The organism is Bacillus sp. PPSBB_2 (assembly GCF_045291115.1).
GTDB lineage: Bacteria > Bacillota > Bacilli > Bacillales > Bacillaceae_G > Bacillus_A > Bacillus_A cereus.
On sequence record NZ_CP147983.1, the window covers coordinates 3,009,644 to 3,033,294 of the forward strand.

Genomic DNA, 23,651 nt, shown 5'->3' on the forward strand with positions numbered 1-23,651 from the left:
AAAGCTCCTTTCCAATTAGAAAGGAGCTTTTTCATTACGCTTTTGATGTTTCACTCTTTTTATTCGTTTGTTGTTTCTTAATTACCATGCGCTCATTTCCCATAAAGAAAATGAATATGAATGCTAATCCAGCTGGTACCAATGCCCACATGAATGTTTGAACAATTGAACTAGAAAGAGCGTCAATAATCTTATCTAATATTTGCGGAGGGATTTGAGATCTTGCCGATTCTGATAGAATAGCTCTTGAATCCCCTAAAGCGTTTGTATTCATTCCCCCGCTCATCCCTTTAAATGCTTCTTCTAATTGATCTTGGAAACCTGTTCTTTGGATCATTCCGAAGATTGTAATGCCTAGTGTCATTCCTAACGAACGAATGAAGTTGCTCGTTGAAGTCGCAGACCCGCGCTGTTCCATACCGAAGTTGTGAATAGCTGCCATACTTAGTACAGAGAATGAGAAACCGACTCCAAATCCGATAATAATCATATAAACTGTTAATAATGCACGACTTGTTTCTGGTGTTAACGTGCTTAATAAGAATAGTCCAATTAGCATAATAACCGCAGAAATAATCATAATGTTTCGGTAGCTAAGTTTAGTTGTTAAAAATCCGCCTAACTGCGCTGTTACGACTGATCCTAACATCATCGGTAAAAGTAATAATCCTGAGTTTGTTGCGGTACCACCGTATACACCTTGAATAAATAACGGAATGTACACAGTTGCTGACATAAATGCAGCACCGTAACATAAAGCAATAATTGTACTCATTCCGAATAAGCGCTGCTTAAACATCTCAAATGAAATAATTGGTTCTTCTACTTTTCGTTCAATAAAAATGAATGCGATGATTAAAATGGCGAATCCACCAAATAAGCTTAAAATAAAGCTAGAATCCCAATCATATTTTTGTCCACCTAGTTCTAAAGCAAACATTAAACAAATTACTGCACCAACTAAAGTAATTGCGCCAAACCAATCAATTTTTTGCTTTCTATGAACGCGTGATTCTTTATAAAAGAATGTAATAAAAATAAGTGCTAAAATGCCAAGTGGTAAGTTAATATAAAATACCCAGTGCCAGCTAATGTAATCGGTAATATATGCGCCAAGTAATGGCCCGAAAATACTAGATAATCCAAATACCGCTCCGAATAAACCACCCATTTTCCCGCGTTTTTCAGGTGGGAAAATATCAAAAACGATAGTAAACGCGATTGGCACTAATGCCCCGCCGCCAATACCTTGAATGGCACGATAAATACCTAACTGTGTAATATTTTCAGCAGTACCACAAAGTGCCGAACCAATCATAAAGACAATTAAACCGAAAATAAAGAATCTCTTTCTACCATACATATCTGATAGCTTACCGAAAATCGGCATGCCTGCCATTTCTGCGACCATATAGGCAGAAACGACCCATACAAAGTTTTCGAGGCCTCCTAAGTCACCAACGATTGTTCCCATCGCCGTTACGACAATGGTATTATCCATCGATGCCATTAAAATACCTAGCAATAAGCCCGCCACAACAAAGCCGAGCTTATTATTCTTCTCAACCATATCTCTTGCTCTCCCTCATACTACTTATATTTGTTTATGTTCTTTTACGACTGCATTACCTTTTTGATTAAAACTAGTATGATATTCTACAACACTAATTTCACATCCAGGACCAATTGTGACGTTGTTGCCTCTTACAACTTCAGCAATCGTATGTTCTAAATAGATATCATCTCCTTCAACAATCGAAGTTTGGAGGTTTCCAGCATGACTAGTAAAAGGAATAAATCTCGCTTTTTTACGAACAGTAATCTTTTTACCACCAATTTCTCTTACCTTACTGCCTTCATAACGAAGTGAGATTTGAATATTTTCAGCATTAAGTAATCCATCACTTTCAAGACCACCAGTTAATGATAAATCTTCTACTTCAATATCTCCCTTTACATTTAAAGCACCTTTTACATCTACGAAATCACCTGAAAACTTTCCTTCAATATCTATCATACCTCTAACTTTTGTTTTTTCAATATGAGCATCACCATGAATTTGTGTATTACCATATACTTTTACATATTCCGCATCTACATTTCCTTGTACTTCGTTATCTCCATACACGACATAGTTTTTCACTTTCACATTACCGTGTACATCACTCGTTCCGTACGTTTTAAACTCATTGCAACTCATATCATTGGTAATTGTTCCTTCACCGCGAATCTTCACTTTATTATAATCTCCGCCTGCTGAATTACCAGAACCATTTACTGTGAGACTATGTGGATGTTCCATACTGATTTCTCCCTTCCGTTAAACCTGCTTAATTTCTTTTACATTTGCATTTTTATCAACAGTAAGAACACCGGTATATTCAATCAGTTCAATCTCACAGTTTGCTCCTACTGTAACATTGTTTCCTCTTACCGTTCTTATATGAGCATAATCAATATCGATATTGTCACCTTCTAATAGTTCAGCTTCTAACTGCAAGCCAAACACTGTTTTAAATAACCTACTAAATGTACCTGATCTATGTCTTACTTTAATCGTTTGACCACCAATTTCTTTCGCTCGACATGTACCGTGAATATTTATATTAATTTCATCTGCGCTTAATAAACCACCGATTGTAAATTGTCCTTCTGAAGAAAAAGTATCCACTTCACAATTACCGTCAATTGTAGCTTGACCATTGACTTTAAATTCTTCACCAGTGACATTTCCACCTATCGTACCTTTTCCTGCAATTTTCAAACTGTTTGCTTTTACATTTTGCGTAATTGTTGCTTTTCCATCAATTCGCATCGTTTCAGCATGAACTGTACCATCAACTTTACCAGATCCGCTAATTCGTGCACTGCTACTTTTCAAATCACCAGTAACTGCACCGTAACCGTTACATTCAAATTGCTCACATTCAACATTTCCATTCACAGTTCCTTTTCCGTTTAATTGCACTTTATGAAACTCGCCGCCATTCGATGAACCGTAACCATTTATAATCAAATTATCTGTACGCATACTTTCTCCTCCACTACAACAATTTAGTTTTTAATGCTTCGGTATATTTCATAATCGCTTCGCGTAAAACGATTTTGGTGCCTTTTTCAAAAATTAAATCGTCCACGTTTGAAACTAATAAACATGTAGAAATCCCTAACTTTCGGACGATGATTAAGTCACAAGTTTTATGTTTCATTGCTTCATAATTTTCACGTAAAACTTGCAAGACCATTTTTCCTTCTTCTAAACTAATCTCTCCTGATTGTAGTAATTCTTCTAACATGTACACATAAAGAATGTCTACAAATTGAAACTCTGCTGTTTTATTCGTTTGTTCTATGAAAAATTGTAAAACTGGTTCTGATGCAATTCCCTTGCATAAAATGTCTTCCTTTGTTAAAAGAATTTCTCTCACACTCGGTGAAAACATGTTAGCTAGTTCATCAAGTGATAAATCCTCTTTCATCGTTTGGATTTTATCGATACGCTCTAATATCTTTTCTTTCGGAAAAAATGTCTCTTGACCTGTAAACGTTGATTTTCGTACAAACCAATCTTCCGGAATTAAATTTTTTCTTTTCCACCTATATAACTGTCCGTATGAAATACCAGTTAGTTCTAATAAATCTTTTTTTGAAATTAAATCTGTACTCAACTGTATAACACTCCTTCCTGATAACAATGTAACATAACACTGTTACGCTGTAAATAGACTTTTATCACAAGTAGCGTAACAATGTGTAAAACAAACCTATTCTCACATACAAAAAGGCTCTTACACATCTTATGAAAATGTGCAAAAGCCCTTATATATCAAGATTTAAACCAAATATTATAAAAATCAATCCAACCTTGTGAATTAATCATTATATTTTGAACTTTTTCATGTGTACTTACCTCTTGTTTATTACGATATAAAGGAATAATATGAATTTGACGTAACAAAGTATCCTCGATATCGCGTAACAGTGTAACTCTTTTCTCTAATTCTTCTTGTCTAAAATAAGGAGACAACTTTTCATGAAAGTCCATGCTGCTTTGTCCATGAATAAAACTATTTTTTGTAAGAAACATATATAATAAACTATCTTCTATTCGTTCACTTATTGTGGCACTATCATGCATCATATCGGCCTTTTGTATCGTACTTACTTCCAATAGCTCTTCTATCTCAAGAAAATTATTTTCTACACGAATCCCGTACTTCGCACACTCTTTTTGTATCCATTGTGCATCTTCAACATGATCTCGTCCTGTAAATGTGTAGAGTTGTAGCACTTCACTATGATAAGTACTCCTTTTAATTAAACTTTCGATATCTTCGTCAATATCTACTATGCTTTCATTTGCTAATATTAGTTTCTTTGCCACTTCTCCACGTTCTCCGCCGAGTTCTTGAACGATTGTATAACCATGAATGATGTTATATAACGCTTTCCGAAATAACGCATCTTGCATTGGTCCTTCTTTCGTAAGATTACATGTTATATATGTCACGTTCGACTCAAGCCGGGACAATTCTTTATTATGTTTTTCTTTATCTTTATACTGCGCCTTTACTAAAACATCGTATGTACTTACACCTTGTTCTACATTCCACAACTCAACACGATCTAAAAAAGGTCTTTCACGAAAATATAAAGGATGTCCTTCTAAAATGAACAGATTTTCATTACTTTTATATAATTGAAAAGGCCCGGTTCCAATTAGCCCTCCTGCTTCATCTTCATTCACGATAGAACACTGTTCTGCACTTAGCATATGTAAAAACATTCGATTTTCTGTATGTAATTGAATTTCGAAAACGTAGTCATCCACTGAACGGATACTTTCAACGTGTTGTAACATCCATGCGTGTGCATTATTTTCCAGCTTCATAAATCGATTCAACGAGTATATAACATCATGTGCAGTAAGTTGTTTTCCATTATGAAAGTGAACTCCTTTTCGTAAGTAAAACGTCCATATTTTTTCAGCGTCATTATATTCCCAGTGAAATGCAAGTCTTGGCTCTATAATGTTTGTATTACCGTCTACATACACGAGTGTGTCGAATATATGTTTTACCATATGGCATTCTGAGCGCATTGTAGCGTATACAGGATCTAATGTGATATCTAAATTCATTTGTACTTGCAACCGGAGTACATCTCTTCTCCCTTCAGATGTCATTTCAACCTTATGACCAAATATTGAATCCACCCAGGAATGATATTCTCCCTTTACCGATGGAAAATGTGAGCTATAGCGTTCCACAAATATACTTCCGCTTTTCACATCCCCTTTTTTCGTTATTTCTTTTCCTCTATCTAAAAGTAAAGATATCGGGTGCTTTTGAAATATTAACTTAGACCGATTTCCTCTGCCGCGACCTGGAAACCACTTAATCCAATTTAACTCATCTAATTTTTTTATAATTAATTTACTATTGCGCTCTGTACAAAATAATGTACCAGATATATTTTGCACTGTTACTTCCAATCGTTCTCCCTCTTTTTTTCCTTTTCCATAAGCAATCCATAGTTCAATGTATTGATCTAAAATAAACATCATACTCCCCCTAAAAGGTGAAAAATCCTCCCTATAGTTTCTACCCTTTTTCCAACTCTCCTTTCATCTTATCATTTCAATATAGAAAGGAGGAATTAATATTGAATTATCTCTTACTTCGTTACAATAAACCTATTTTTATTAGATTGTGTGGTGAATTATTAACCCGAACGACTGAATCTATGTTAGCTCTCATTATGATTATTTACGTCAATAAAATGTTAAACGGCAATGTAATAATAACTATGCTAATTTTCGGATTACAGCCACTTTCAGACATTTTATTTACACTTATTGCTGGAGGAATTACTGATAAATATGGCCGAAAAAAGATTATGTTACTCGGATTATTACTACAAGGTGTTGCAATCGGTAGTTTCGTTTTCGCTCAATCCGTTTTTATATTTGCACTGTTATATGTCATTAATGGTATTGGCCGTTCCTTATATATTCCAGCTCAACGTGCACAAATTGCTGATTTAACAAAACAAGAGCAGCAAGCAGAAATTTTTGCTCTCCTACAAACGATGGGAGCAATCGGATCCGTAGTCGGCCCTTTAATCGGTGCAAGTTTTTATAATACTCACCCAGAATATTTATTTATCGTGCAAAGTGTAACTCTTACGATATATGCCGTTGTTGTTTGGACCCAGCTCCCAGAAACTGTTCCACCTATAAGTAAGTCGAAACAAACAGTTGAGGCAAGTTCACCAAAGCAATTTGCTTTTAAACATTACGCCATATTCGGTCTTATGGTTTCTACACTTCCTATTAGCTTTTTTTATGCACAAACTGAGACGAATTATCGTATTTTTGCAGAACATGTATTTCCTAATCTCGTATTCATACTCGCATTTATTTCAACATGCAAAGCCATTTTGGAAATCATTCTACAAATCTTCCTCGTAAAATGGTCTGAACGATTTTCTATGGCGAAAATCATCCTTATTTCTTACGCCTGCTATACAATAGCTGCAGTTGGCTTTAGTTATTCAACGACGATATTGTCGTTATTCTTCACCTTACTCTTTTTAGTCATTGGAGAAAGTATTGCTCTAAACCATTTATTACGATTCGTTTCAGAAATTGCACCTCATGATAAACGTGGTTTATATTTTTCAATTTACGGTATACACTGGGATATATCTCGAACGTGTGGACCAATTATTGGTGCAGTTATATTAAGTAAGTTAAATGGAAGTATACTGTTTTATATTTGTGCTAGCTTCTTATTAGTTGGAGGTATTGTTCAAGCGCTATTTGTTCAAAGTTTGGAACGTAAAAAAATCGTGAACCATCCTACACATAATTTATAGGTTACTACTTTTTCAGTAGATCAATATTTCTTATTGGATGAATATTAAAAAACAAAAGTGAAGTATTTTGCATATGAAAGTATGTTTTATATGACAGGAGACGTTCCTTGTTTACAACTAAAAACACCTCACTTCAAGAAAGTGAGGTGTTTTTGAAATCACTTAATTTCTTATCCTGCCATTTTATTAATACTATCCTCTGGCGAAAATACGGAAATATGATCGACCTTACCAGTCGATTTTGGAATGACAAATTTCAATTCATACTGGTTATTTACTTTGTATACATATATTTTATCTTCACCATTCTCTTTAACTGAAGATGGTTTTCCTAATGCTTTTTCAATTTCTTGTAATGTAATCAATTTTAGTTCTGCATGATATGAGCGTACATCAAAAACTTGTGACCCTTTATTAAATCCGAAAACAACATTTTTATTTGTAAAAGTTGCGTACATTCCATTCCCTGCATATTCGGTTTTATTTGCTTTCCCCCACGCTTTTTCAATTTCTTCAATATCCCCTGTATGGGCTCCAAATGGCACATTAGGTACCTTTCCTTCTTTTGCTAGTTCAAACAAATCTTTAACGTGGTTAATTGATTTTTGATTAAGTGTTCTATCTTTCGAATCTTGCTCAGCTGATGGTTTTATTGTTTTTTCATTACTTGGTTTTGCTTCAAGATTTTTCTTTTCTTCTGAAGAATTGCTTTGTTCATTTTTATTATTTTCCGAGGCTGGATTTGCTTCCTTTTTTTCGTCTGTCCCTTTACATGCTGCTAATGCAAATGTGCATGTAAAAGTAAGAAATAACATAACTATTTTCAAATATACCTTCATCATTTTTACCCCCTATTGTATTTTATTCATTTCGATAATCAACCGGATGCGAAGTATAGTATTAATTAAGGACTTCTAATTCTAAATCGTCACTTTCCCATAATTTTAAAAAACTTGGAATTATATTGTTAATCATCGTATTCATCTCCTTCTTTAAACCTTCTCTTCTCAATGATAATATCCTCTATCTATACTGTCACAACAGCTCCTTGAAACAAAAAAACCAGTAGGAAGTGATTACTCTTTTCCTACTGGTTGAAATGAAATTAAACGGTAAATCTTAGCTTCTTAAAAAATGTAGCGATAGTGTTTTTTACTGTTTCAAAATTATAAGCAAACGTGTTATCTCCACTTAATGATGAAATACATGTTAAACCTGCAGCTTTAATAAAAGCTTTTACATCTACAAGCATAGAATTAGCCTCCAAGAATTTAATTACAATCATTATAACAGGTGTTTTAAGACGCTAACATGAAAGTAATAAATAAATTTCTATTATTAATTTATCCCGCTATTTGCCGGGCAGTAAGATCCCCACCTCAAAATTCAGCGGAAACAAAGCAGTTAGGTGGGGGCCCTGCTGCCCGTAAAAGCTAAATTGGTGAGGGCTGATAATCAGTGGGAATGAACAAAACCCCCACTGATTAAAATTTCACCTTATTTAGCTTACAGTACACCATTTCAATGTCATATAAAAAAGCTGCCCAAAAAGAGCAGCTTCAAATATGTATATTACACTTCGATTGATTTACCATCTTCAACAATATGATAAAGTAAATGCGCTAAATGATGAATTGGACCGTATTCTTCCTCTTCCTCATCTGTTTCGCCTTGGAATTCAAGATCGTTTAAGTATAGTGCTAAAAATTGATAGTATAGTTTTAAATCAAATCCGTAGCATGCAGTTGGTTCTTCATGATCCCCTTCATATTGTAACATTAAGTATTGATCATTTCCTTCTGCATCTTCTGCATCAAAGAATACGAAGAAGCCAACGTTTGTATCTAAATCAAATAAATGACGAGTACCTTTTTCAGTTGCTTTATTGAAGTCCTCTTCACTTAATTTATGTACTGTTGTCGCTTTTGCATTATCTTCTTGATGGAAATTTACTGTAAATGATTTCAATGCTGACACCTCCTGATTGTATAATACTAGCATAACATATAAAAAGGACTGCTTACAAATGTAAACAGTCCTTACATTCATTTTCGCATTGCTCGTAATAAGAAGCTTACGATGAAAATTAAAATAATCGCACCGATTAAAGCTGGAATAATTGCATATCCGCCAATGACTGGACCAAAACTACCAAGTAATTTCGAACCAACCCAAGAACCGATAATACCAGCAATAATATTACCAATTACACCACCAGGTACGTCCTTTCCAGTAATTAAGCTCGCAAGCCATCCTAATATACCACCGACGATTAAAGACCAAATCATATAATAACCTCCTTTACATTTCACCAATCAAAATATAATTAGAAACAATTGCTTACCATTAGTTATGTGACATTTTTCATAAGTTATTCATGTTGTTCAACTTTAAGATTTTTGAGAATAATACACACAGATTAAACCTTTTTTTGAACTAACGATTTATCCGACTTGTTATTACACACATTAAGAACAATCTGGCTTCAATATTGTTCGCATAAACTCTTCTTTAAAAGCTGCATAGTTAAAACCAACAGCAATTCTTTGAATCGGCCGATCATCAAACCTTGTTGGCTCAGCTATTTTTCTAAAGTCTGCTACACTTTGGCCCCTAGTCACATCATTTGTCGTACTAATCCACACTGCCGATTTTTTATATTCGAAAATACTGTCATTTATAAACGAGATAAACGGTAGTAAATCGTGTATAGGACTTCCACCAATACCCGGATATTCTTTTTTATAGAAATTCTCATAATAAAAATCAATCATTGGTTTAATGAGTTTCGCCTGTCCAGTTCCTTGTTTATCTATTATATTGGCCATTTCAGGCGTAATAAGCGCGCCCTGTGTTACATTTAACGGGTATATGCTAGCGTTTTTCGCATATTTCATAACAATATTTGCTGCAATTGGATCACCATAAAAATTCGCTTCAGATACTGGTGTAACATTACCTGGAAATAGGAAAGCGCCGCCCATTATATAATACGAACAAATACGATCCATTATATTTGGATACAATAAAAATAACGTAGCAAGCGTCGTTAGTCTCCCTGTCGCCACAATTATAATATCTTCTGGACAAGGTTCGATTAATTTGATTAATTCACAAAAATTTTCTCGTTTACAAATTCTCATCTCAGGTGGAATAATAGGACCTAAACCGTGATCCCCGTGGATTTCAGGGAAAAACAAAGGCTCTTCAGCTGTCATCGGTCTACTCGCACCTTCAATAATTTTCACTTGTGTAGCATAGTACCTTTCTAAAAAATAAACATTTTCCGTAACGATATCTCGTGATACATTCCCGTACTCAGCAACAATACCTAGAATATCTAATTTACATGTTTTATTTGCATAAATTAACGCTACGGCGTCATCAATACCAAAATCTCCAAAAAAGATAATTTTCTTATTAACTATTCTCACCCCTCTTAAGCATAATCTACTATTATTATTATTATGTGAAAAAGACAAGGCGGTGAAACAGCGCAAACTAAAAAAGTCGCCTATTTATTGGCGACTTCAATCTTTTTATAAGACAAATATGCAAGTACATTTTTACTTGAATCGTATTTCGGGTTATTTCCTTTTCTCGGCTCTCTCATATGTGTCTTTTCAAATCCAGGAATGTCTGGCATTTTCCCCATAAATTCAAGCATTTCTTCCTCAGAACCTTCAATGCGTACACGAATCATTATAACTATTCCTCAATTCTCAGTTTCTCTGTACTAAGTATATCGTACTTCAGAAAGACTGCAACACATTTATCTTTTTAACGTTGTACTTTTTTTACATATAAACATAGCCATTTCAGTATAGAACGATTCTACTTTATTATTTTTAAATTGAATATTAAAATATCCCTTCATTTCGTTTGGTGCTTTCATCATACATTCTGTTAATTTTTCACGCTTTTGTAAAGGGACATCCATCATATTACACCACCAGTCAAAATCAAACTTCTTATCAAAAGTAAGACATGACTGCATTTGCAAACCGTTTTTTTCTAATAAAGTAAGCCATTCTGTCTTTTTTAGAGCTCGTTCATGACTTGGGTCTCGCTTTTTTTCTATAAAATTATAAAATGTATCATATTCATTATTTTCTGGCGAAACATTATCTGTTAAGATGAATAATCCATTATCCTTCAATGTACGATTTACTTCATAAATAAATTGAGCCGGATTCGTAAAATGATGGGCTGCAATCCGGCATGTGATTGTATCAAAAAAATGGTCTGCAAATGGTAAATCCTCTGCGTTTCCTGCTACAAAAGATACATTTTCATGCCCATTCTGCTTTATAAAAACTTTTGCTTTTTCTAACATCTGTTCTGTTAAATCAAGTGCAACTACTTCTTCAAACATGGGTGCTAACATATTTGCCACATGTCCGCCACCAGTAGCAACATCAAGAAGACGATTATTATGACGAGACTCAACTTGTTGAACTACATATTGTAAATCCAGTCCTTTAGCATGTATTTTACTATTTACATATTTATCTGCATTACTGCCAAACTGTTTTTTCACAAGCTCTTCTTTACTCATATTATCATCTTCTTTCTATTGTTATTTACATATACGACTCATATAATTATTACAATTCTCTTCATGTATTTTCAAATCCTCTTTTCATCTCACTTCTCATCACGTTCCCGTATAATCAAAATAATATGATTATACGTTATTTCATTAAACAAAAAAAGGCTACGGGAACTTGCCCCCTAACCTGACTAAATATTTACTACATTTTTATTTCTTCATATATATCTATATAATATAAATCCTCTTTCAACTTCATAATAACATCTACTTCGTTATAAGTAGCCTCACGAGCATGTAAACCAAATTGATCCATACCAATCCATATCCACCCAGGTGTAAGATATAAAACATCTATATTAAAATAATCTAACTTAGTAAGCTCCGATGTAATAAATTTATCTTTATTAGCGATTTGTTTATCTATTAAACCATATTCTTTTCCATTTTCAAATAGCGATATAAATTTCCCTACAATCGGATGTTCACGAACAATAAAATGATATTCTTTTTCCTCTATATTTACCACAATCAAACGAGAAACAGATAAATCAGGCCCTGAATTCGACATATTTGTTTATTCACCTCCTTATATAGGCTTCTTAAATATGATAACAAATGAATATTCGAATTAAGTTAATATAATGTAAAAAATAAAAAAGCTGAATCCCCTTTAGAAATCAGCCTTTATAATTCGATCAACTTTATTCTTTTACAAATTATTATAATGTTTCTTTTTCCTCATCATTTCCGGAAACTAAATTTCCTATAGCATCCGCTGTTACTTCCACTACAAACTCACAAATACCTGCTACAACTTCTCCAATTACTTCATCCATCTTTTTACCCCCTTATTTTATGTAACTTATTTGTAGTATAGAAGAAATTAGCGAATGTAAACTATCGAAAAAGGTGACATAAACCTTACAGAATTGTAAGCTCTTTCATCCCTCTGCTTATCCCCTTTGAAACTTCAAGTATTTTTAGCAGACATATAGGCCATCATAAATATGAAGCAAGTAATAATCTAGTGTCAGGAGGCGTTTAATATGTATTACGTAAAATTAATTAAAGGTCAATCTTTCTACGCTTTTGATCATCGTTTCTTGGTGTCTGAAGAAGAAGAGGTTTCAGAGAAAATTTATAATTACTTACGACGTAATGAATTTTTTGAAGTACGTAAAGAAGAATACTCTGCTTAATTACAAAAAGCATTAAGAAGCATATCATCTTATTGTGATATATTCTTAATGCTTTTATGTGAATTTCTTCTTTTCAATAATTGTTGTTGACTCTATTAAATAATCTAGTATTTGTCCAAGCTAATTCTTCACTATTTTCATATTCTAGTATATGAGGAGGTGAAGAATATGACTCATATCATTGATTACCAAGCTACTCAACCTATTAGTAAAACTGGTGAAACAACTTTTGCAATCCCAGCTTCTCCAAATAAAGCAATTTTAGCAAATTTGAAATTGAGAATTTCAAGTAGAGATTCACGTAATAATCGAGTAGAATTAATCGCTACAATTGGTGTAGAAGGTATAACTGAGACTTCACAAGTTTTATTCCGAATTTTCCGTGATAACATTGAAATTTTTAATGCGCAAGTAGGTATTGAATCTACAGATTCTGAACAATTCTACGTACAAACATTTCAAGCTATAGATCAAAACGTTAGCAGTGGAACACACGAATATTCATTAACTGTAGAAAACCTTACTAGTGGTGCAAGCGCAGAAGTTGTTGGCCAACTATCTTTTAGCGCTTTAGCTATTGGACAAGAGCGTAAATGTTGCTAAGTGAATCTAATATTTAATTTTGTACTTGAGAAAAGCGAGGCGTAGTTATACGTTCTTGCTTTTTTATATGTATCCTTACTTTCTATTAGCTTTAATCATAATTTTTTTACGTTTTGATTCACTTATTTCATCAATTAACACATCAAATTTTTGACCAATCAAAAAGATTGAAATCCAATTATGAAACACGTAATATAGACTCTGACTCTAAAAAAGTTCGTATGAAAAGAATACATAAATAAGGAGGTTTTATATACGAGTTTTTCATTTTAAAAGACGGAGAGGTTTTAATGTTATGTGGCGTAATAAAAACGTTTGGATTGTTTTAATTGGGGAGTTTATTGCAGGTCTAGGATTATGGCTTGGTATTCTTGGCAACCTTGAATTTATGCAAAAATATGTCCCTTCTGATTTCATGAAATCAGTTATATTATTTATCGGACTATTAGCCGGTGTTCTAGTTGGACCTATGGCTGGCCGTGTCATCGATCAGTATGAAAAGAAAAAAGTTCTTCTTTACGCTGGGTTTGGTCGAGTTTTAAGTGTTATTTTCATGTTTTTTGCTATTCAATTTGAAAGTATCGCATTTATGATCGCATTTATGGTTGCTCTTCAAATTTCAGCAGCATTTTATTTCCCTGCATTACAATCTGTAATTCCACTCATCGTACGTGAGCATGAGTTATTACAAATGAACGGTGTACATATGAATGTTGGTACAATTGCTCGTATTGCAGGCACTTCACTAGGTGGAATTCTTTTAGTTGTGATGAGTTTACAGTACATGTATGCCTTCTCAATGGCAGCATACGCCTTATTATTCCTCTCGACTTTCTTCCTACAATTCGAAGACAAGAAATCAACAACACCAAGTAAACAAGCTGCAAAAGATAATAGCTTTATGGAAGTATTTCGTATTTTAAAAGGAATTCCTATTGCTTTTACAGCACTTATATTAAGTATCATCCCTCTATTATTTATAGCTGGGTTTAATTTAATGGTTATTAACATTAGCGAAATGCAACATGATCCTACGATTAAAGGGTTCATATATACAATTGAAGGTGTCGCATTTATGTTAGGTGCCTTCGTAATTAAACGTCTATCTGATCATTTCAAACCTGAAAAATTACTATATTTCTTCGCAGTTTGTACTGCTTTTGCACATCTGTCATTGTTCTTTAGCGATATAAAATGGATGGCTCTTACATCATTTGGTTTGTTTGGGTTTAGTGTTGGCTGCTTCTTCCCTATTATGTCGACGATTTTCCAAACGAAAGTGGAAAAAAGTTATCACGGTCGCCTCTTCTCATTCCGTAATATGTTTGAGAGGGTTATGTTCCAAATCGTCTTACTTGGCACAGGCTTCTTCTTAGATACAATTGGGTTACAATATATGGTTCTCATCTTTGGAGTCGTTTCATTATTGATTATTTCTATTTCCCTTTCTAAGCAGAAACATTATGAAAAACAGCATTCGCAATCTGCAAATTTATAAAATAAACAAAGAAGTATGGGTCTAATATTGAATCCATACTTCTTTGTTTTATAATACGCCTATTTATTACGTTTATTGAAATTACCTAAAGGAGTATCCCCCTTTTATTTCGAATAGATTATAAAAAGTACTCTTTATAAAAGGAGTGGTAAAATGTCTGATGGCATCGAAGTATTTATTGTCCTGCTCTTTGCAATTGCTCTGTTTAGCATCCTAAACTTTTTAGCCATTTCCTTATCTGGACATAGTTTTAAAAAAAGAATCGTGGCAGGTTTCATATTTTTACTACTGACTCCCATTATTTTTTTGACTATCGCAACATTTGCTTCTATATTCGATAAAGCAGGATTTGGCGCAGGTACGTTAGCCTTTATGATCGCAAGCGTATATATATTAAATGGAATAGTGATTCTGCTTTCCTCTTTATTTATCCTCAAAAAAGACATAACATAGGCTATAGTACTAGCATGAATCTGACTTTACACTAGATTCATGCTTATTTAATTTCTCTTAAATTTTTATATGAAATTAAATAATTCTTTAAAAAAATTTAAACTTTATTTATTATAATATCCCTATCGTATTCGCACGTTTATTCAAATTTAAAAGAAAGGAGCACAAAATGAAAAAGGTTCTACTTACAATTCCTATACTAATCATCCTACTTAGTGGATGCAGCAATAACGATATATACGGTTCTTGGGAAGTCGTTGACAATAAAAAAGGTGAATGCCCTGTATATTATAAATTTGAAACAGTTGTCAAAAAAGAAAATAAAGAGGAAATTGTGCAAAATTTAGTAGAAATGCAGACAACAAAGAATAAAGACGATTTATATAAAGGCTCATTTGTCAAAAATTCTAATGTATATCACATTGATTATGGTAATTCATTTACATCGGACCAAACTTTAAAAGTTGCCGACGGTACATTAAATGTATACTTTTTGACAGCCGAAAAATTATGCACATATAAAAAGAAATGATTACATTTCAGAGGAGACGCAGAAAATATTTTCTGCGTTATTTCACTTTAGAAATCGGCCACAAAAATAGCCCTTGTTTTCGTATTCTTTTTCATTCAAAACATGAGAAATATACTTAATAAAAACTAGAAAATACCTTAAGTTATATAAAATGAATCCTATAATAGACATTTCAATTAACACATCTACGCTATTTACATCGATACTTTTCAAAATAGGCTAATCCTTCCTCTAAATTTGTCAATCGTTTTAATTTTCATAAAAAAATGATAAAATATAAACATGTGTTTTCAGAATAATTAAAAACGCAGAATGAAAGCACTGTTTTAGGAGGGGTTTTGATGACTTACACGTTAGCAACTAGAATGAAAGCATTCCAATCTTCTATATTTAGTGAATTAGGAGCCTATAAAAAAGAAAAAATTGCAGCAGGTCATAACATGATTGATTTGAGCATCGGAAATCCTGATATGCCGCCCGCTGATTTTGTAAGAGAAACAATGGTACATACAGCGAGTGAGAAAGAGAGCTACGGGTATACATTATCAGGTATTCAAGAATTTCACGAAGCTGTAACTGAATATTACAACAACACTCATAACGTTTTATTAAATGCGGATAAAGAAGTTTTATTATTAATGGGTTCACAAGACGGGCTCGTTCATTTACCTATGGTTTATGCAAATCCAGGTGATATTATATTAGTTCCTGATCCAGGATATACAGCTTATGAAACAGGTATTCAAATGGCTGGTGCAACATCTTACTACATGCCTTTAAAGAAAGAGAATGATTTCTTACCAGACTTAGAAGTCATCCCTAAAGAAATTGCCGATCAAGCAAAGATGATGATTTTAAACTTCCCAGGGAATCCCGTTCCAGCAATGGCTCATGAAGATTTCTTTAAAGAAGTAATCGCATTCGCGAAAAAGCATAATATTATCGTTGTCCATGATTTTGCTTATGCTGAATTTTATTTCGATGGTAATAAGCCAATTAGCTTCCTCTCTGTACCTGGTGCTAAAGAAGTTGGTGTAGAAATCAATTCTTTGTCAAAAAGTTATAGTTTAGCGGGTAGCCGTATTGGATATATGATTGGAAACGAAGAAATTGTTCGTGCACTTACTCAATTTAAATCTAATACCGATTACGGTGTATTTTTACCAATTCAAAAAGCGGCATCTGCAGCACTAAGAAATGGCGCTGCATTTTGTGAGAAAAACCGCAATATTTATCAAGAACGGAGAGATACTTTAGTCGATGGATTCCGAACATTTGGCTGGAATGTCGATAAGCCAGCTGGTAGTATGTTTGTCTGGGCAGAAATTCCACAAGGGTGGACTTCTCTAGACTTCGCTTATGCATTAATGGATCGTGCGAATGTCGTTGTTACACCTGGTCATGCATTTGGACCTCACGGAGAAGGCTTCGTACGTATTGCACTCGTTCAAGATAAAGAAGTGTTGCAACAAGTTGTTGAAAACATTAGAAATAGCGGCATTTTCGTTCTTGAAAAAGTAAATGAATTAGTTAAAAATTAATTCCGACTCCCCTGCTTAACTTTAGCAGGGGTATTATTAATTGGAGGTACTTTCATATGCATATTAAAGACACACTTCCCCATCGTTATCCATTTTTAATGATTGATAAAGTAACAAATGTAAAACAAGATGAATTCGTTACAGGATATAAACTCATTACAAATAACGAATGGTTTATAAATGATAGTCACAAACATATGCCTCATATGTTAATTGTAGAAGCACTTGCTCAGCTTAGTGCATTTGTACATACAAGTGATTCTGAAGGACTAGGATTCCTCTCCTCTTTAGATGGAATTGAATTCCACGGAAAAGCATATTCCGGTGATAAACTTGATTTACATTATGAGCTAACGCGCAATCGCCGAGGTTTTGTTCTTGGTAAAGGTATTGCAACTGTAAACGACCAGCCTATTGTAACTATAGAAAAACTATTAATATATCAAGCAGATTAAAATGTTCCTTATATCAGTTGGAAATATCTATTCTCAACCAATTAAGTAAATAGGAAAATATATTACGTAGTTAGGAGCAGGAAAATGGAACGTACTATCGGTATCGATGCTGGAGGCACATTAACGAAAATAGCTTATTTTAACAAAAAAAAGCTATTAACTTTTGAAAAATTTTATTCGCATGAACAACATAAAATAATAGATTGGATTAAAAACAACAATGGCATAAAACAAATATGTATTACGGGTGGTAAATCGAAACTATTACAGCAACTGCTTACAGGTTCATATAAAATAATAGAGCTAAGCGAATTTGAAGCTACTCTTGCAGGTGTCCAATTCATATTAAAAGAAGAACAACATACTATAAACAATTTTATTTTAACCAATATCGGTACAGGTACTTCTATCCATTATGTTTATAATGAACAATATATTCGCGCTGGTGGAACCGGAGTTGGCGGTGGGACTATTATGGGACTCTCAAAATTGTTAACAAATATAGATCATTTTGAAGATATAATACCTCTAACAAAAGTAGGATCTAGAAAAGAACTAGATATTACGGTTGGAGATATTTATGGTGGTATTCTTTCCCCTATCGATAATAACTTAACTGCTAGTAACTTCGGAAAAGCAGCCATTACAGAATCAAATAATAGTAGCTCCGATATACTAGCTACTGTACAAGGACTTGTCGGTGAAGTCGTTACTGCATTAAGCCTTCAATTCGCTGAAACAAAAAACATTGAACATATTATTTATATTGGTTCGACTTTATGTAATAACGTACAACTTCAACATATTATTAGTAGCTACACCGAATATCAAAATAAAACACCAATCTTTTTACAAGATGGTGGTAATAGCGGTGCAATTGGTGCATTACTTCATGCTACGAAATAAAAAGCTGACTTTTGTCAGCTTTTTAGAAATGGCACTTCAAATTCAATAATTGATTCCCCGTTCTCTCCAATTCGCTCCACGCTTATTCTATCAATCAAACAATTTAACTTCCCATGAAAACTAGGAATCTCCTTCACTACTTCAGCAGCTAATTCGGCACTTTCTTTTCTTCCGACTGTTACATGCGGGATGTACGGAATGTCTTCTTTCAAAAATTGTAATAAAGGTCCTGTATATAGAATATTATGTAGTTCCTCTATTTGTTCTTTCCCCTTTTCAACTCGTAAAAACAAATATTCTCTTTCACTTGTAATTTGATTCGTAAATTCAATTTCTATATTCTGTATCGGTTTTGATACATTTATAATATGTAATTTCAGCTCATCATTTGAAATCGAACTTTCAAATGGGAATACGATTGTTATATGCGGTGGAATTAATCCAACTAAAGGATCATGTTTATGTCTAATGTTCTCTATTTTATCGATGGACATGTTGTTTAGAAAAAATAAAATTGTACGCATTTTTATCCCCTCAACTTTTCCTCATTATAATATGTATCATATTCTATGATAGCCTGCCCTTCAACAACTTGTTTTGCTTACCTATAAAAATAAAAAAACTTCTCAAATGAGAAGTTTTCATATAGCATGATTATTATTTTCCCGCCAAACTTTTCTAAACTTATACTTTGAACTGTTCCACCACCGGGTAAATGATTAACAATTGCAACCACATCTGAATTATTACCAACGTATGTCCCAGTATATTTCTTAAAATCATCTGACCTAACATCATATATATCTTTTATTCTTTCTCCGTTAGAACAAGCCGCAATGAATAAAAAAATTGTTAGCATAACGATCATGTTATGATGCATATATTTCATTTAGCATCCCCCATTTTTATCGATATTTCGTTAATTACAATATTTACTTTCAAATCCCTTTTTTAATATACGCATTTTAATCAAAATTAAAAATTTTCATTTTTTATGTTTACAATTATCCATTAATTGTATATACTTACTAACGTAAGAAAAAAATTCTAAAAGGAGGTCGAAGGAAATGATGAAATTACAATTACATGCATTAACTTTAGCGTTAACTGCACCTGTGTTTTCTGGACAATTAAATATGAATTCGACCACCCTAATGGAGAATTGAAAATCGTACTTTATTTCATTTAATTCATAAATTCGCCACAGGAGGTCGTATACTTTCCTGTGGCTTTTTCACGCCCAGCCATAGGAGAACTGTATCTTCCTGTGGTTTTTTTGCGCGATTTTTTAGTCTCTTACATTATTTTTCTAAGAAAGGAGCAACATTCAATGACTATTAGCGTATTGTTTTTAAGTATTACGATTCAAAGAAATACAATTTCCAAAGATGAAATTCTTCATAATGAGCAAATTGAAAAAGCTATGAATGATGTTAAGGAGCGCCAAGCACTTTACTGTGATCACCTGTAATTCCTTTTCGAAAGGAGGAATTCATTTATGACTTTTCATATTTTCTTTTTTACGACTGCACTTCAAAAAAATACTTTATCTGAAACTGAAATCAATCGTAAACAACAGTTAAAACAACTGACTGATAAAATAACTGACATTAAAAGTTCATACTACACTCAAATGTATTAAAAATATATTTTAAAGGGGTAATATATTCATGAAATTTAAAGCATTCTTTTTAACAATCACTATTCAAAAACGTAAGCTCTCACAGAAAGAGATTTTACGTGAACAACACATTCAAAATATTATGGACGAAGTAAAAGAGCGTCAATCTTCTTATTACACTCGTCTTTTCTAAATCACTTATAAAGGGGTAATTATTTTATGAAATTTAAAGTATTCTTTTTAACCATTACCATTCAAAAAAATAAATTTTCCGAGTCTGAAATGCTTCATGAGCGACAAATTAATCAGGCTATGGATTCTGTAAAAGAAAGACAAAGTCATTACTGTAGTCACCTATAATTTCTTATTACACTCGTTTTTTCTAAATCATTTATAAAGGGGCAATTATTTTATGAAATTTAAAGTATTCTTTTTAACCATTACCATTCAAAGAAATAAATTTTCTGAGTCTGAAATGCTTCATGAACGACAAATTAATCAGGCTATGAATTCTGTAAAAGAAAGACAAAGTCATTACTGTAGTCATCTGTAATTCCAATTCGAAAGGAGGAATTCACATATGAAGTTTCACCTTTTCTTTTTAACGATTACGATTCAAAAAGAAACAATATCTCAAAATGAATTAAAACAAGAAAGACAATATAAACAAGTTATTGATGAAATTCGAGATCGTAGAAGCAAGTACTACACTCACCTTTAATCGTTTAACTATATAGAATTGAAAGGAGTCGATTATGATGTTGATAGCACGCTGTAAGGAAATGATTTGGATAGTTCAGAGGGATTCCACATAGTTTTATAGAGCTTATATCACACAAGTTTATCACTGAATTTGATGTATAAAAAATATATAATAAAATCAAATCAACCCGCTTTTAATTATTTATTTATAAACAAAAGATACACCACTTAAAAAGCGGTGTATCTTCCTCAGTTTTTACTATTTTCGGTTACTTCTCTTCGTCTTAAACAATCTCACTAAGTTCGAAACAACTGTTTTTGTTACTGCATAAACTGGTACTGCTAAAATCATTCCGATGATTCCAGCAAAGTTTCCTACCCCTAAAATTAGGATAATAATTGTTAATGGGTGGATGTTTAATTTCGAGCTCATAATACGTGGTGAAATAATATTACTTTCAAACTGTTGTACAATTGTTACGATAATAATTACGTATAAGGCTTGCATCGGAGATACGAACAGTCCTACAATAACAGCTGGTGCTGCCCCGATAAATGGACCTAAGTTAGGAATGATGTTTGTAAATGCTGCGATAATTCCTAAAACGAAAGCGTACGGTAAATCGATAATTAAATAACCGATAAAAGTAAACGCACCTACAAATATACAAACGAGCGCTTGCCCTTGAATATATGCAGATAATGTTTCGTTCGTTTCCTTAATGATACGAAGCCCCTCTTCACGGTAAGACTCTGGTAATAAACTTACCGCTTTTCCTGGAAAGGCATGTCCATCTTTAAACATGTAAAATAAAATGAACGGTACAGTAAATACAACTAATGCAACGTTCGTGATAATACCAAATAAAGCCGTTGCACTCGACGTAATTGTATTTGGTATATCTTTTAAGTATTCAATCGCATTTTTTTCAATTGTTTCAATGGAAACGTAGTTTTGTGTAGATAACCATTCAAACAACCTATGATGTGATAATTCTTGTATGTATACTTTTCCCTCTTTTATGTAGCCTGGCATATTTTTTACTAAGTCCATTAGCTGTTGTGAAATCGTAGGAACAACTACTCCAACGCCAACCGCAGTTAATGTTATGATAAAAAGATATAACAGCAATATCGCTAAATTTCTAGGTACTTTTTTATTCTCCAAAAAGATTAATACAGGATTAAATATGAAGTATAAAAAAAGCGCGATTAAGATTGGGAAAAATAATGTTGATATGAAGATACCAATCGGTTGAAATAAAAATGATATTTTTGTGCAAATAAATATGATTCCTACAACCATTAGCACTTCTAATGTCCAAAAGTGCACTTTTGATTTCAAAAAAATGGCCTCCTTTAAACTAGCACTTCTCTTCATTGTACCAAAATAAGTATGAATTTCACATAATATTTTCCTTTACAATATTCCAAAATACCGATAAATACACTACAATGAGATTACATACAAATTTGCAGGTAAAGGTGATAAAAATGACACAATGCATCATTTGCAGAAAAGATACGAAAGAACTTAGTGAACAATATGTCATTCCAGAAATATTATGTGGATATTATTTCACAAACTCAATTTGTGATACTTGTCATGAACAAATGACAACAAATATTGATCGTCCTTTAATTAGGCATAAATTGAGTCAATTTAAGATTGAACAAATGAAAAGACAAATTGATTCCCCACTCTATACGAATGAGCACGGTGAGGAACTTGCGGCTGCTGAGACTGATGTTGTCGAAGTAAGCGACGAAATTCTTTATTCTAATGCATTAATTATGAAACTATGTAAAAAGCACGATATTTCCTTACATAATGAAATTTGGAAAGAGGAACGTGTAACGAAAGTAGCGAGTTCTATTCAACGTGAATTACTATTAGATAACCGTAAATATAAAATGAGTATATTAAAAATGGCTTATACATTCGCTGTACAAGCAGTTGATGGCTACTTTGAAGATCAAGATGCAATTGATATTTCTACCATTCTCTCAAATGCAGATTTCGTGGAACTAAAAGAAAAAAGCATTGTACGTGATTTAAGCAAAAGTTCTTTATGGAATACGCTAAATACAAGTAGTGAAAATCATTACTTTATTTTACTTAGCGATAAAGACGGTCTGTTTTGCTTCATTCGCTTGTTTGACATCTTTGATGTTGTCGTTCATTTATCAGAAAAAAGATTTGACCTTCCATCACCCATTGTCGGTGTAAATAATGTGAATACACAGAAATTTTATGTCCAAAGTTTAAAACAGTATATGGATGGGCTGTTTAAAGAAAAAGCACCTACTATATAATAGTGACCAGAACATACGGTCTCCTTTCTTGATGAAAAGACACTGTGTTATAATGAGTATGAAAAGAACAATACAATCACATAAACCAATTATAAATTGTATATAAATAAAAAAGACTAGTGTGCGGCTACACACTAGTCCACGTAACTTAGCAGATTGGATTGTTCATTTATCCTATTTGTTTCTTACAAACAAAACAACCCACATTCTATAGGCATAGGTGGGTTGTTATTTTTTGAGCTTGTCTATTAAAACGACGACGAACGTTAACAATGCAACGAGAAACAGTCCACCTTGCAGTAGCAACGCTATTTCACTCACGTATTATCACCCCCCTCCTACTCGGAGAAGTGATAATTGAACAACCAACCGCACCTTAAGTTACCCTTTA

General features: G+C 33.1%; 32 protein-coding genes and 1 pseudogene. 16 read left to right on the forward strand and 17 right to left on the reverse strand.

Features of this window, described 5'->3' with window-relative positions:
- Window positions 1-34: 34 nt before the first annotated feature.
- From V6946_RS15095 to V6946_RS15115, 5 genes are all read right to left on the reverse strand, one after another.
- A complete protein-coding gene (locus V6946_RS15095; RefSeq protein ID WP_000229612.1) occupies window positions 35-1,570 on the reverse strand; it encodes an MDR family MFS transporter in 1,536 nt (511 codons plus the stop codon).
- Window positions 1,571-1,594: 24 nt separating this feature from the next.
- The gene (locus V6946_RS15100; protein WP_000400903.1) at window positions 1,595-2,302 is read right to left on the reverse strand and encodes a polymer-forming cytoskeletal protein; all 708 of its coding nucleotides are present in this window, start codon (window positions 2,300-2,302) and stop codon (window positions 1,595-1,597) included.
- An 18-nt stretch (window positions 2,303-2,320) separates the two neighbouring features.
- Window positions 2,321-3,031, reverse strand: a complete 711-nt coding sequence (locus V6946_RS15105; protein ID WP_001258384.1) for a polymer-forming cytoskeletal protein — start codon at window positions 3,029-3,031, stop codon at window positions 2,321-2,323.
- A 13-nt stretch (window positions 3,032-3,044) separates the two neighbouring features.
- The gene (locus V6946_RS15110) at window positions 3,045-3,668 is read right to left on the reverse strand and encodes a YhbD family protein (protein ID WP_000102241.1); all 624 of its coding nucleotides are present in this window, start codon (window positions 3,666-3,668) and stop codon (window positions 3,045-3,047) included.
- Window positions 3,669-3,826: 158 nt separating this feature from the next.
- The gene (locus V6946_RS15115) at window positions 3,827-5,563 is read right to left on the reverse strand and encodes an ABC transporter substrate-binding protein (protein ID WP_366981468.1); all 1,737 of its coding nucleotides are present in this window, start codon (window positions 5,561-5,563) and stop codon (window positions 3,827-3,829) included.
- 101 nt (window positions 5,564-5,664) lie between these two features.
- On the opposite strand from V6946_RS15115, the gene V6946_RS15120 reads away from it, so the two are divergent.
- Window positions 5,665-6,879, forward strand: coding sequence for an MFS transporter (locus tag V6946_RS15120; RefSeq protein WP_001108463.1), 1,215 nt, complete (start codon window positions 5,665-5,667; stop codon window positions 6,877-6,879).
- Between the two features lie 170 nt (window positions 6,880-7,049).
- Here the strand turns inward: V6946_RS15120 and V6946_RS15125 are convergent, their stop codons facing one another.
- The 8 genes from V6946_RS15125 to V6946_RS15160 all read right to left on the reverse strand — a co-directional run bounded on the left by V6946_RS15125 (window position 7,050) and on the right by V6946_RS15160 (window position 12,002).
- Window positions 7,050-7,721 (reverse strand): YjgB family protein, encoded by a 672-nt coding sequence (locus tag V6946_RS15125; protein ID WP_002204763.1) that lies wholly within the window; start codon window positions 7,719-7,721, stop codon window positions 7,050-7,052.
- 263 nt (window positions 7,722-7,984) lie between these two features.
- Window positions 7,985-8,131, reverse strand: coding sequence for a hypothetical protein (locus V6946_RS15130; RefSeq protein WP_000959548.1), 147 nt, complete (start codon window positions 8,129-8,131; stop codon window positions 7,985-7,987).
- A gap of 320 nt (window positions 8,132-8,451) precedes the next feature.
- Window positions 8,452-8,847: a hypothetical protein gene (locus V6946_RS15135; protein WP_000834883.1), complete on the reverse strand. Its 396-nt coding sequence runs from the start codon at window positions 8,845-8,847 to the stop codon at window positions 8,452-8,454.
- A gap of 77 nt (window positions 8,848-8,924) precedes the next feature.
- Window positions 8,925-9,167 carry a GlsB/YeaQ/YmgE family stress response membrane protein gene (locus V6946_RS15140; RefSeq protein WP_000638306.1) on the reverse strand — a complete coding sequence of 81 codons (243 nt, stop codon included), beginning with the start codon at window positions 9,165-9,167 and terminating at the stop codon, window positions 8,925-8,927.
- Between the two features lie 180 nt (window positions 9,168-9,347).
- A complete protein-coding gene (locus tag V6946_RS15145) occupies window positions 9,348-10,313 on the reverse strand; it encodes a nucleoside hydrolase (protein WP_001223682.1) in 966 nt (321 codons plus the stop codon).
- Between the two features lie 80 nt (window positions 10,314-10,393).
- The gene (locus V6946_RS15150; protein WP_000621873.1) at window positions 10,394-10,582 is read right to left on the reverse strand and encodes a DUF3970 family protein; all 189 of its coding nucleotides are present in this window, start codon (window positions 10,580-10,582) and stop codon (window positions 10,394-10,396) included.
- 69 nt (window positions 10,583-10,651) lie between these two features.
- Window positions 10,652-11,437, reverse strand: a complete 786-nt coding sequence (locus V6946_RS15155) for a class I SAM-dependent methyltransferase (RefSeq protein WP_000031301.1) — start codon at window positions 11,435-11,437, stop codon at window positions 10,652-10,654.
- A 196-nt stretch (window positions 11,438-11,633) separates the two neighbouring features.
- Window positions 11,634-12,002: a hypothetical protein gene (locus V6946_RS15160; protein ID WP_000071478.1), complete on the reverse strand. Its 369-nt coding sequence runs from the start codon at window positions 12,000-12,002 to the stop codon at window positions 11,634-11,636.
- Window positions 12,003-12,480: 478 nt separating this feature from the next.
- Here V6946_RS15160 and V6946_RS15165 point away from each other — a divergent pair, with 478 nt between their 5' ends.
- The 8 genes from V6946_RS15165 (at window position 12,481) to coaW (ending at window position 18,621) form a co-directional block, all read left to right on the forward strand.
- Complete coding sequence (locus tag V6946_RS15165) at window positions 12,481-12,633, forward strand: YqbF domain-containing protein (RefSeq protein WP_000291905.1); 153 nt, start codon at window positions 12,481-12,483, stop codon at window positions 12,631-12,633.
- Between the two features lie 168 nt (window positions 12,634-12,801).
- Entirely contained in the window at window positions 12,802-13,236 is a 435-nt protein-coding gene (exsC, locus tag V6946_RS15170; RefSeq protein WP_366981465.1) for an exosporium protein ExsC, read from the forward strand.
- Window positions 13,237-13,531: 295 nt separating this feature from the next.
- Window positions 13,532-14,734 carry an MFS transporter gene (locus tag V6946_RS15175; RefSeq protein WP_000269261.1) on the forward strand — a complete coding sequence of 401 codons (1,203 nt, stop codon included), beginning with the start codon at window positions 13,532-13,534 and terminating at the stop codon, window positions 14,732-14,734.
- A 153-nt stretch (window positions 14,735-14,887) separates the two neighbouring features.
- The gene (locus tag V6946_RS15180; RefSeq protein ID WP_001279462.1) at window positions 14,888-15,187 is read left to right on the forward strand and encodes a hypothetical protein; all 300 of its coding nucleotides are present in this window, start codon (window positions 14,888-14,890) and stop codon (window positions 15,185-15,187) included.
- Window positions 15,188-15,356: 169 nt separating this feature from the next.
- The gene (locus V6946_RS15185) at window positions 15,357-15,719 is read left to right on the forward strand and encodes a hypothetical protein (protein ID WP_000757017.1); all 363 of its coding nucleotides are present in this window, start codon (window positions 15,357-15,359) and stop codon (window positions 15,717-15,719) included.
- 341 nt (window positions 15,720-16,060) lie between these two features.
- Complete coding sequence (locus V6946_RS15190) at window positions 16,061-17,260, forward strand: LL-diaminopimelate aminotransferase (protein WP_000222701.1); 1,200 nt, start codon at window positions 16,061-16,063, stop codon at window positions 17,258-17,260.
- Window positions 17,261-17,316: 56 nt separating this feature from the next.
- Window positions 17,317-17,715 (forward strand): 3-hydroxyacyl-ACP dehydratase FabZ family protein, encoded by a 399-nt coding sequence (locus tag V6946_RS15195; RefSeq protein WP_000547648.1) that lies wholly within the window; start codon window positions 17,317-17,319, stop codon window positions 17,713-17,715.
- 84 nt (window positions 17,716-17,799) lie between these two features.
- Complete coding sequence (gene coaW, locus V6946_RS15200) at window positions 17,800-18,621, forward strand: type II pantothenate kinase (protein WP_000442501.1); 822 nt, start codon at window positions 17,800-17,802, stop codon at window positions 18,619-18,621.
- Between the two features lie 14 nt (window positions 18,622-18,635).
- On the opposite strand, the gene V6946_RS15205 is transcribed toward coaW, so the two are convergent.
- Both V6946_RS15205 and V6946_RS15210 read right to left on the reverse strand, forming a co-directional pair.
- The gene (locus V6946_RS15205) at window positions 18,636-19,145 is read right to left on the reverse strand and encodes a 2'-5' RNA ligase family protein (protein WP_006920226.1); all 510 of its coding nucleotides are present in this window, start codon (window positions 19,143-19,145) and stop codon (window positions 18,636-18,638) included.
- Between the two features lie 134 nt (window positions 19,146-19,279).
- Window positions 19,280-19,510, reverse strand: a pseudogene (locus V6946_RS15210) (DUF4825 domain-containing protein); the annotation flags it as partial.
- 441 nt (window positions 19,511-19,951) lie between these two features.
- Here V6946_RS15210 and V6946_RS15215 point away from each other — a divergent pair.
- Genes V6946_RS15215 through V6946_RS15240 form a run of 6 tightly spaced genes read left to right on the forward strand, consistent with a single transcriptional unit; the run spans window position 19,952 to window position 20,963 of the window.
- Entirely contained in the window at window positions 19,952-20,092 is a 141-nt protein-coding gene (locus tag V6946_RS15215; protein WP_000156193.1) for a YrzI family small protein, read from the forward strand.
- 27 nt (window positions 20,093-20,119) lie between these two features.
- Complete coding sequence (locus V6946_RS15220; protein WP_000142708.1) at window positions 20,120-20,263, forward strand: YrzI family small protein; 144 nt, start codon at window positions 20,120-20,122, stop codon at window positions 20,261-20,263.
- A 28-nt stretch (window positions 20,264-20,291) separates the two neighbouring features.
- On the forward strand, window positions 20,292-20,435 hold the full coding sequence (locus tag V6946_RS15225; RefSeq protein ID WP_000668963.1) for a YrzI family small protein: 144 nt from the start codon (window positions 20,292-20,294) through the stop codon (window positions 20,433-20,435).
- Between the two features lie 26 nt (window positions 20,436-20,461).
- Window positions 20,462-20,602, forward strand: coding sequence for a YrzI family small protein (locus tag V6946_RS15230; RefSeq protein ID WP_000669805.1), 141 nt, complete (start codon window positions 20,462-20,464; stop codon window positions 20,600-20,602).
- Window positions 20,603-20,654: 52 nt separating this feature from the next.
- The gene (locus V6946_RS15235; RefSeq protein ID WP_000669816.1) at window positions 20,655-20,795 is read left to right on the forward strand and encodes a YrzI family small protein; all 141 of its coding nucleotides are present in this window, start codon (window positions 20,655-20,657) and stop codon (window positions 20,793-20,795) included.
- A gap of 27 nt (window positions 20,796-20,822) precedes the next feature.
- Window positions 20,823-20,963, forward strand: a complete 141-nt coding sequence (locus V6946_RS15240; RefSeq protein ID WP_000668497.1) for a YrzI family small protein — start codon at window positions 20,823-20,825, stop codon at window positions 20,961-20,963.
- A 240-nt stretch (window positions 20,964-21,203) separates the two neighbouring features.
- Here the strand turns inward: V6946_RS15240 and V6946_RS15245 are convergent, their stop codons facing one another.
- Window positions 21,204-22,289, reverse strand: coding sequence for an AI-2E family transporter (locus V6946_RS15245; protein ID WP_000837892.1), 1,086 nt, complete (start codon window positions 22,287-22,289; stop codon window positions 21,204-21,206).
- Between the two features lie 149 nt (window positions 22,290-22,438).
- Here V6946_RS15245 and V6946_RS15250 point away from each other — a divergent pair, with 149 nt between their 5' ends.
- The gene (locus tag V6946_RS15250; protein WP_000189709.1) at window positions 22,439-23,260 is read left to right on the forward strand and encodes an HNH endonuclease; all 822 of its coding nucleotides are present in this window, start codon (window positions 22,439-22,441) and stop codon (window positions 23,258-23,260) included.
- A gap of 228 nt (window positions 23,261-23,488) precedes the next feature.
- On the opposite strand, the gene V6946_RS15255 is transcribed toward V6946_RS15250, so the two are convergent.
- The gene (locus tag V6946_RS15255; protein ID WP_001289320.1) at window positions 23,489-23,581 is read right to left on the reverse strand and encodes a putative holin-like toxin; all 93 of its coding nucleotides are present in this window, start codon (window positions 23,579-23,581) and stop codon (window positions 23,489-23,491) included.
- Window positions 23,582-23,651 lie beyond the last annotated feature (70 nt).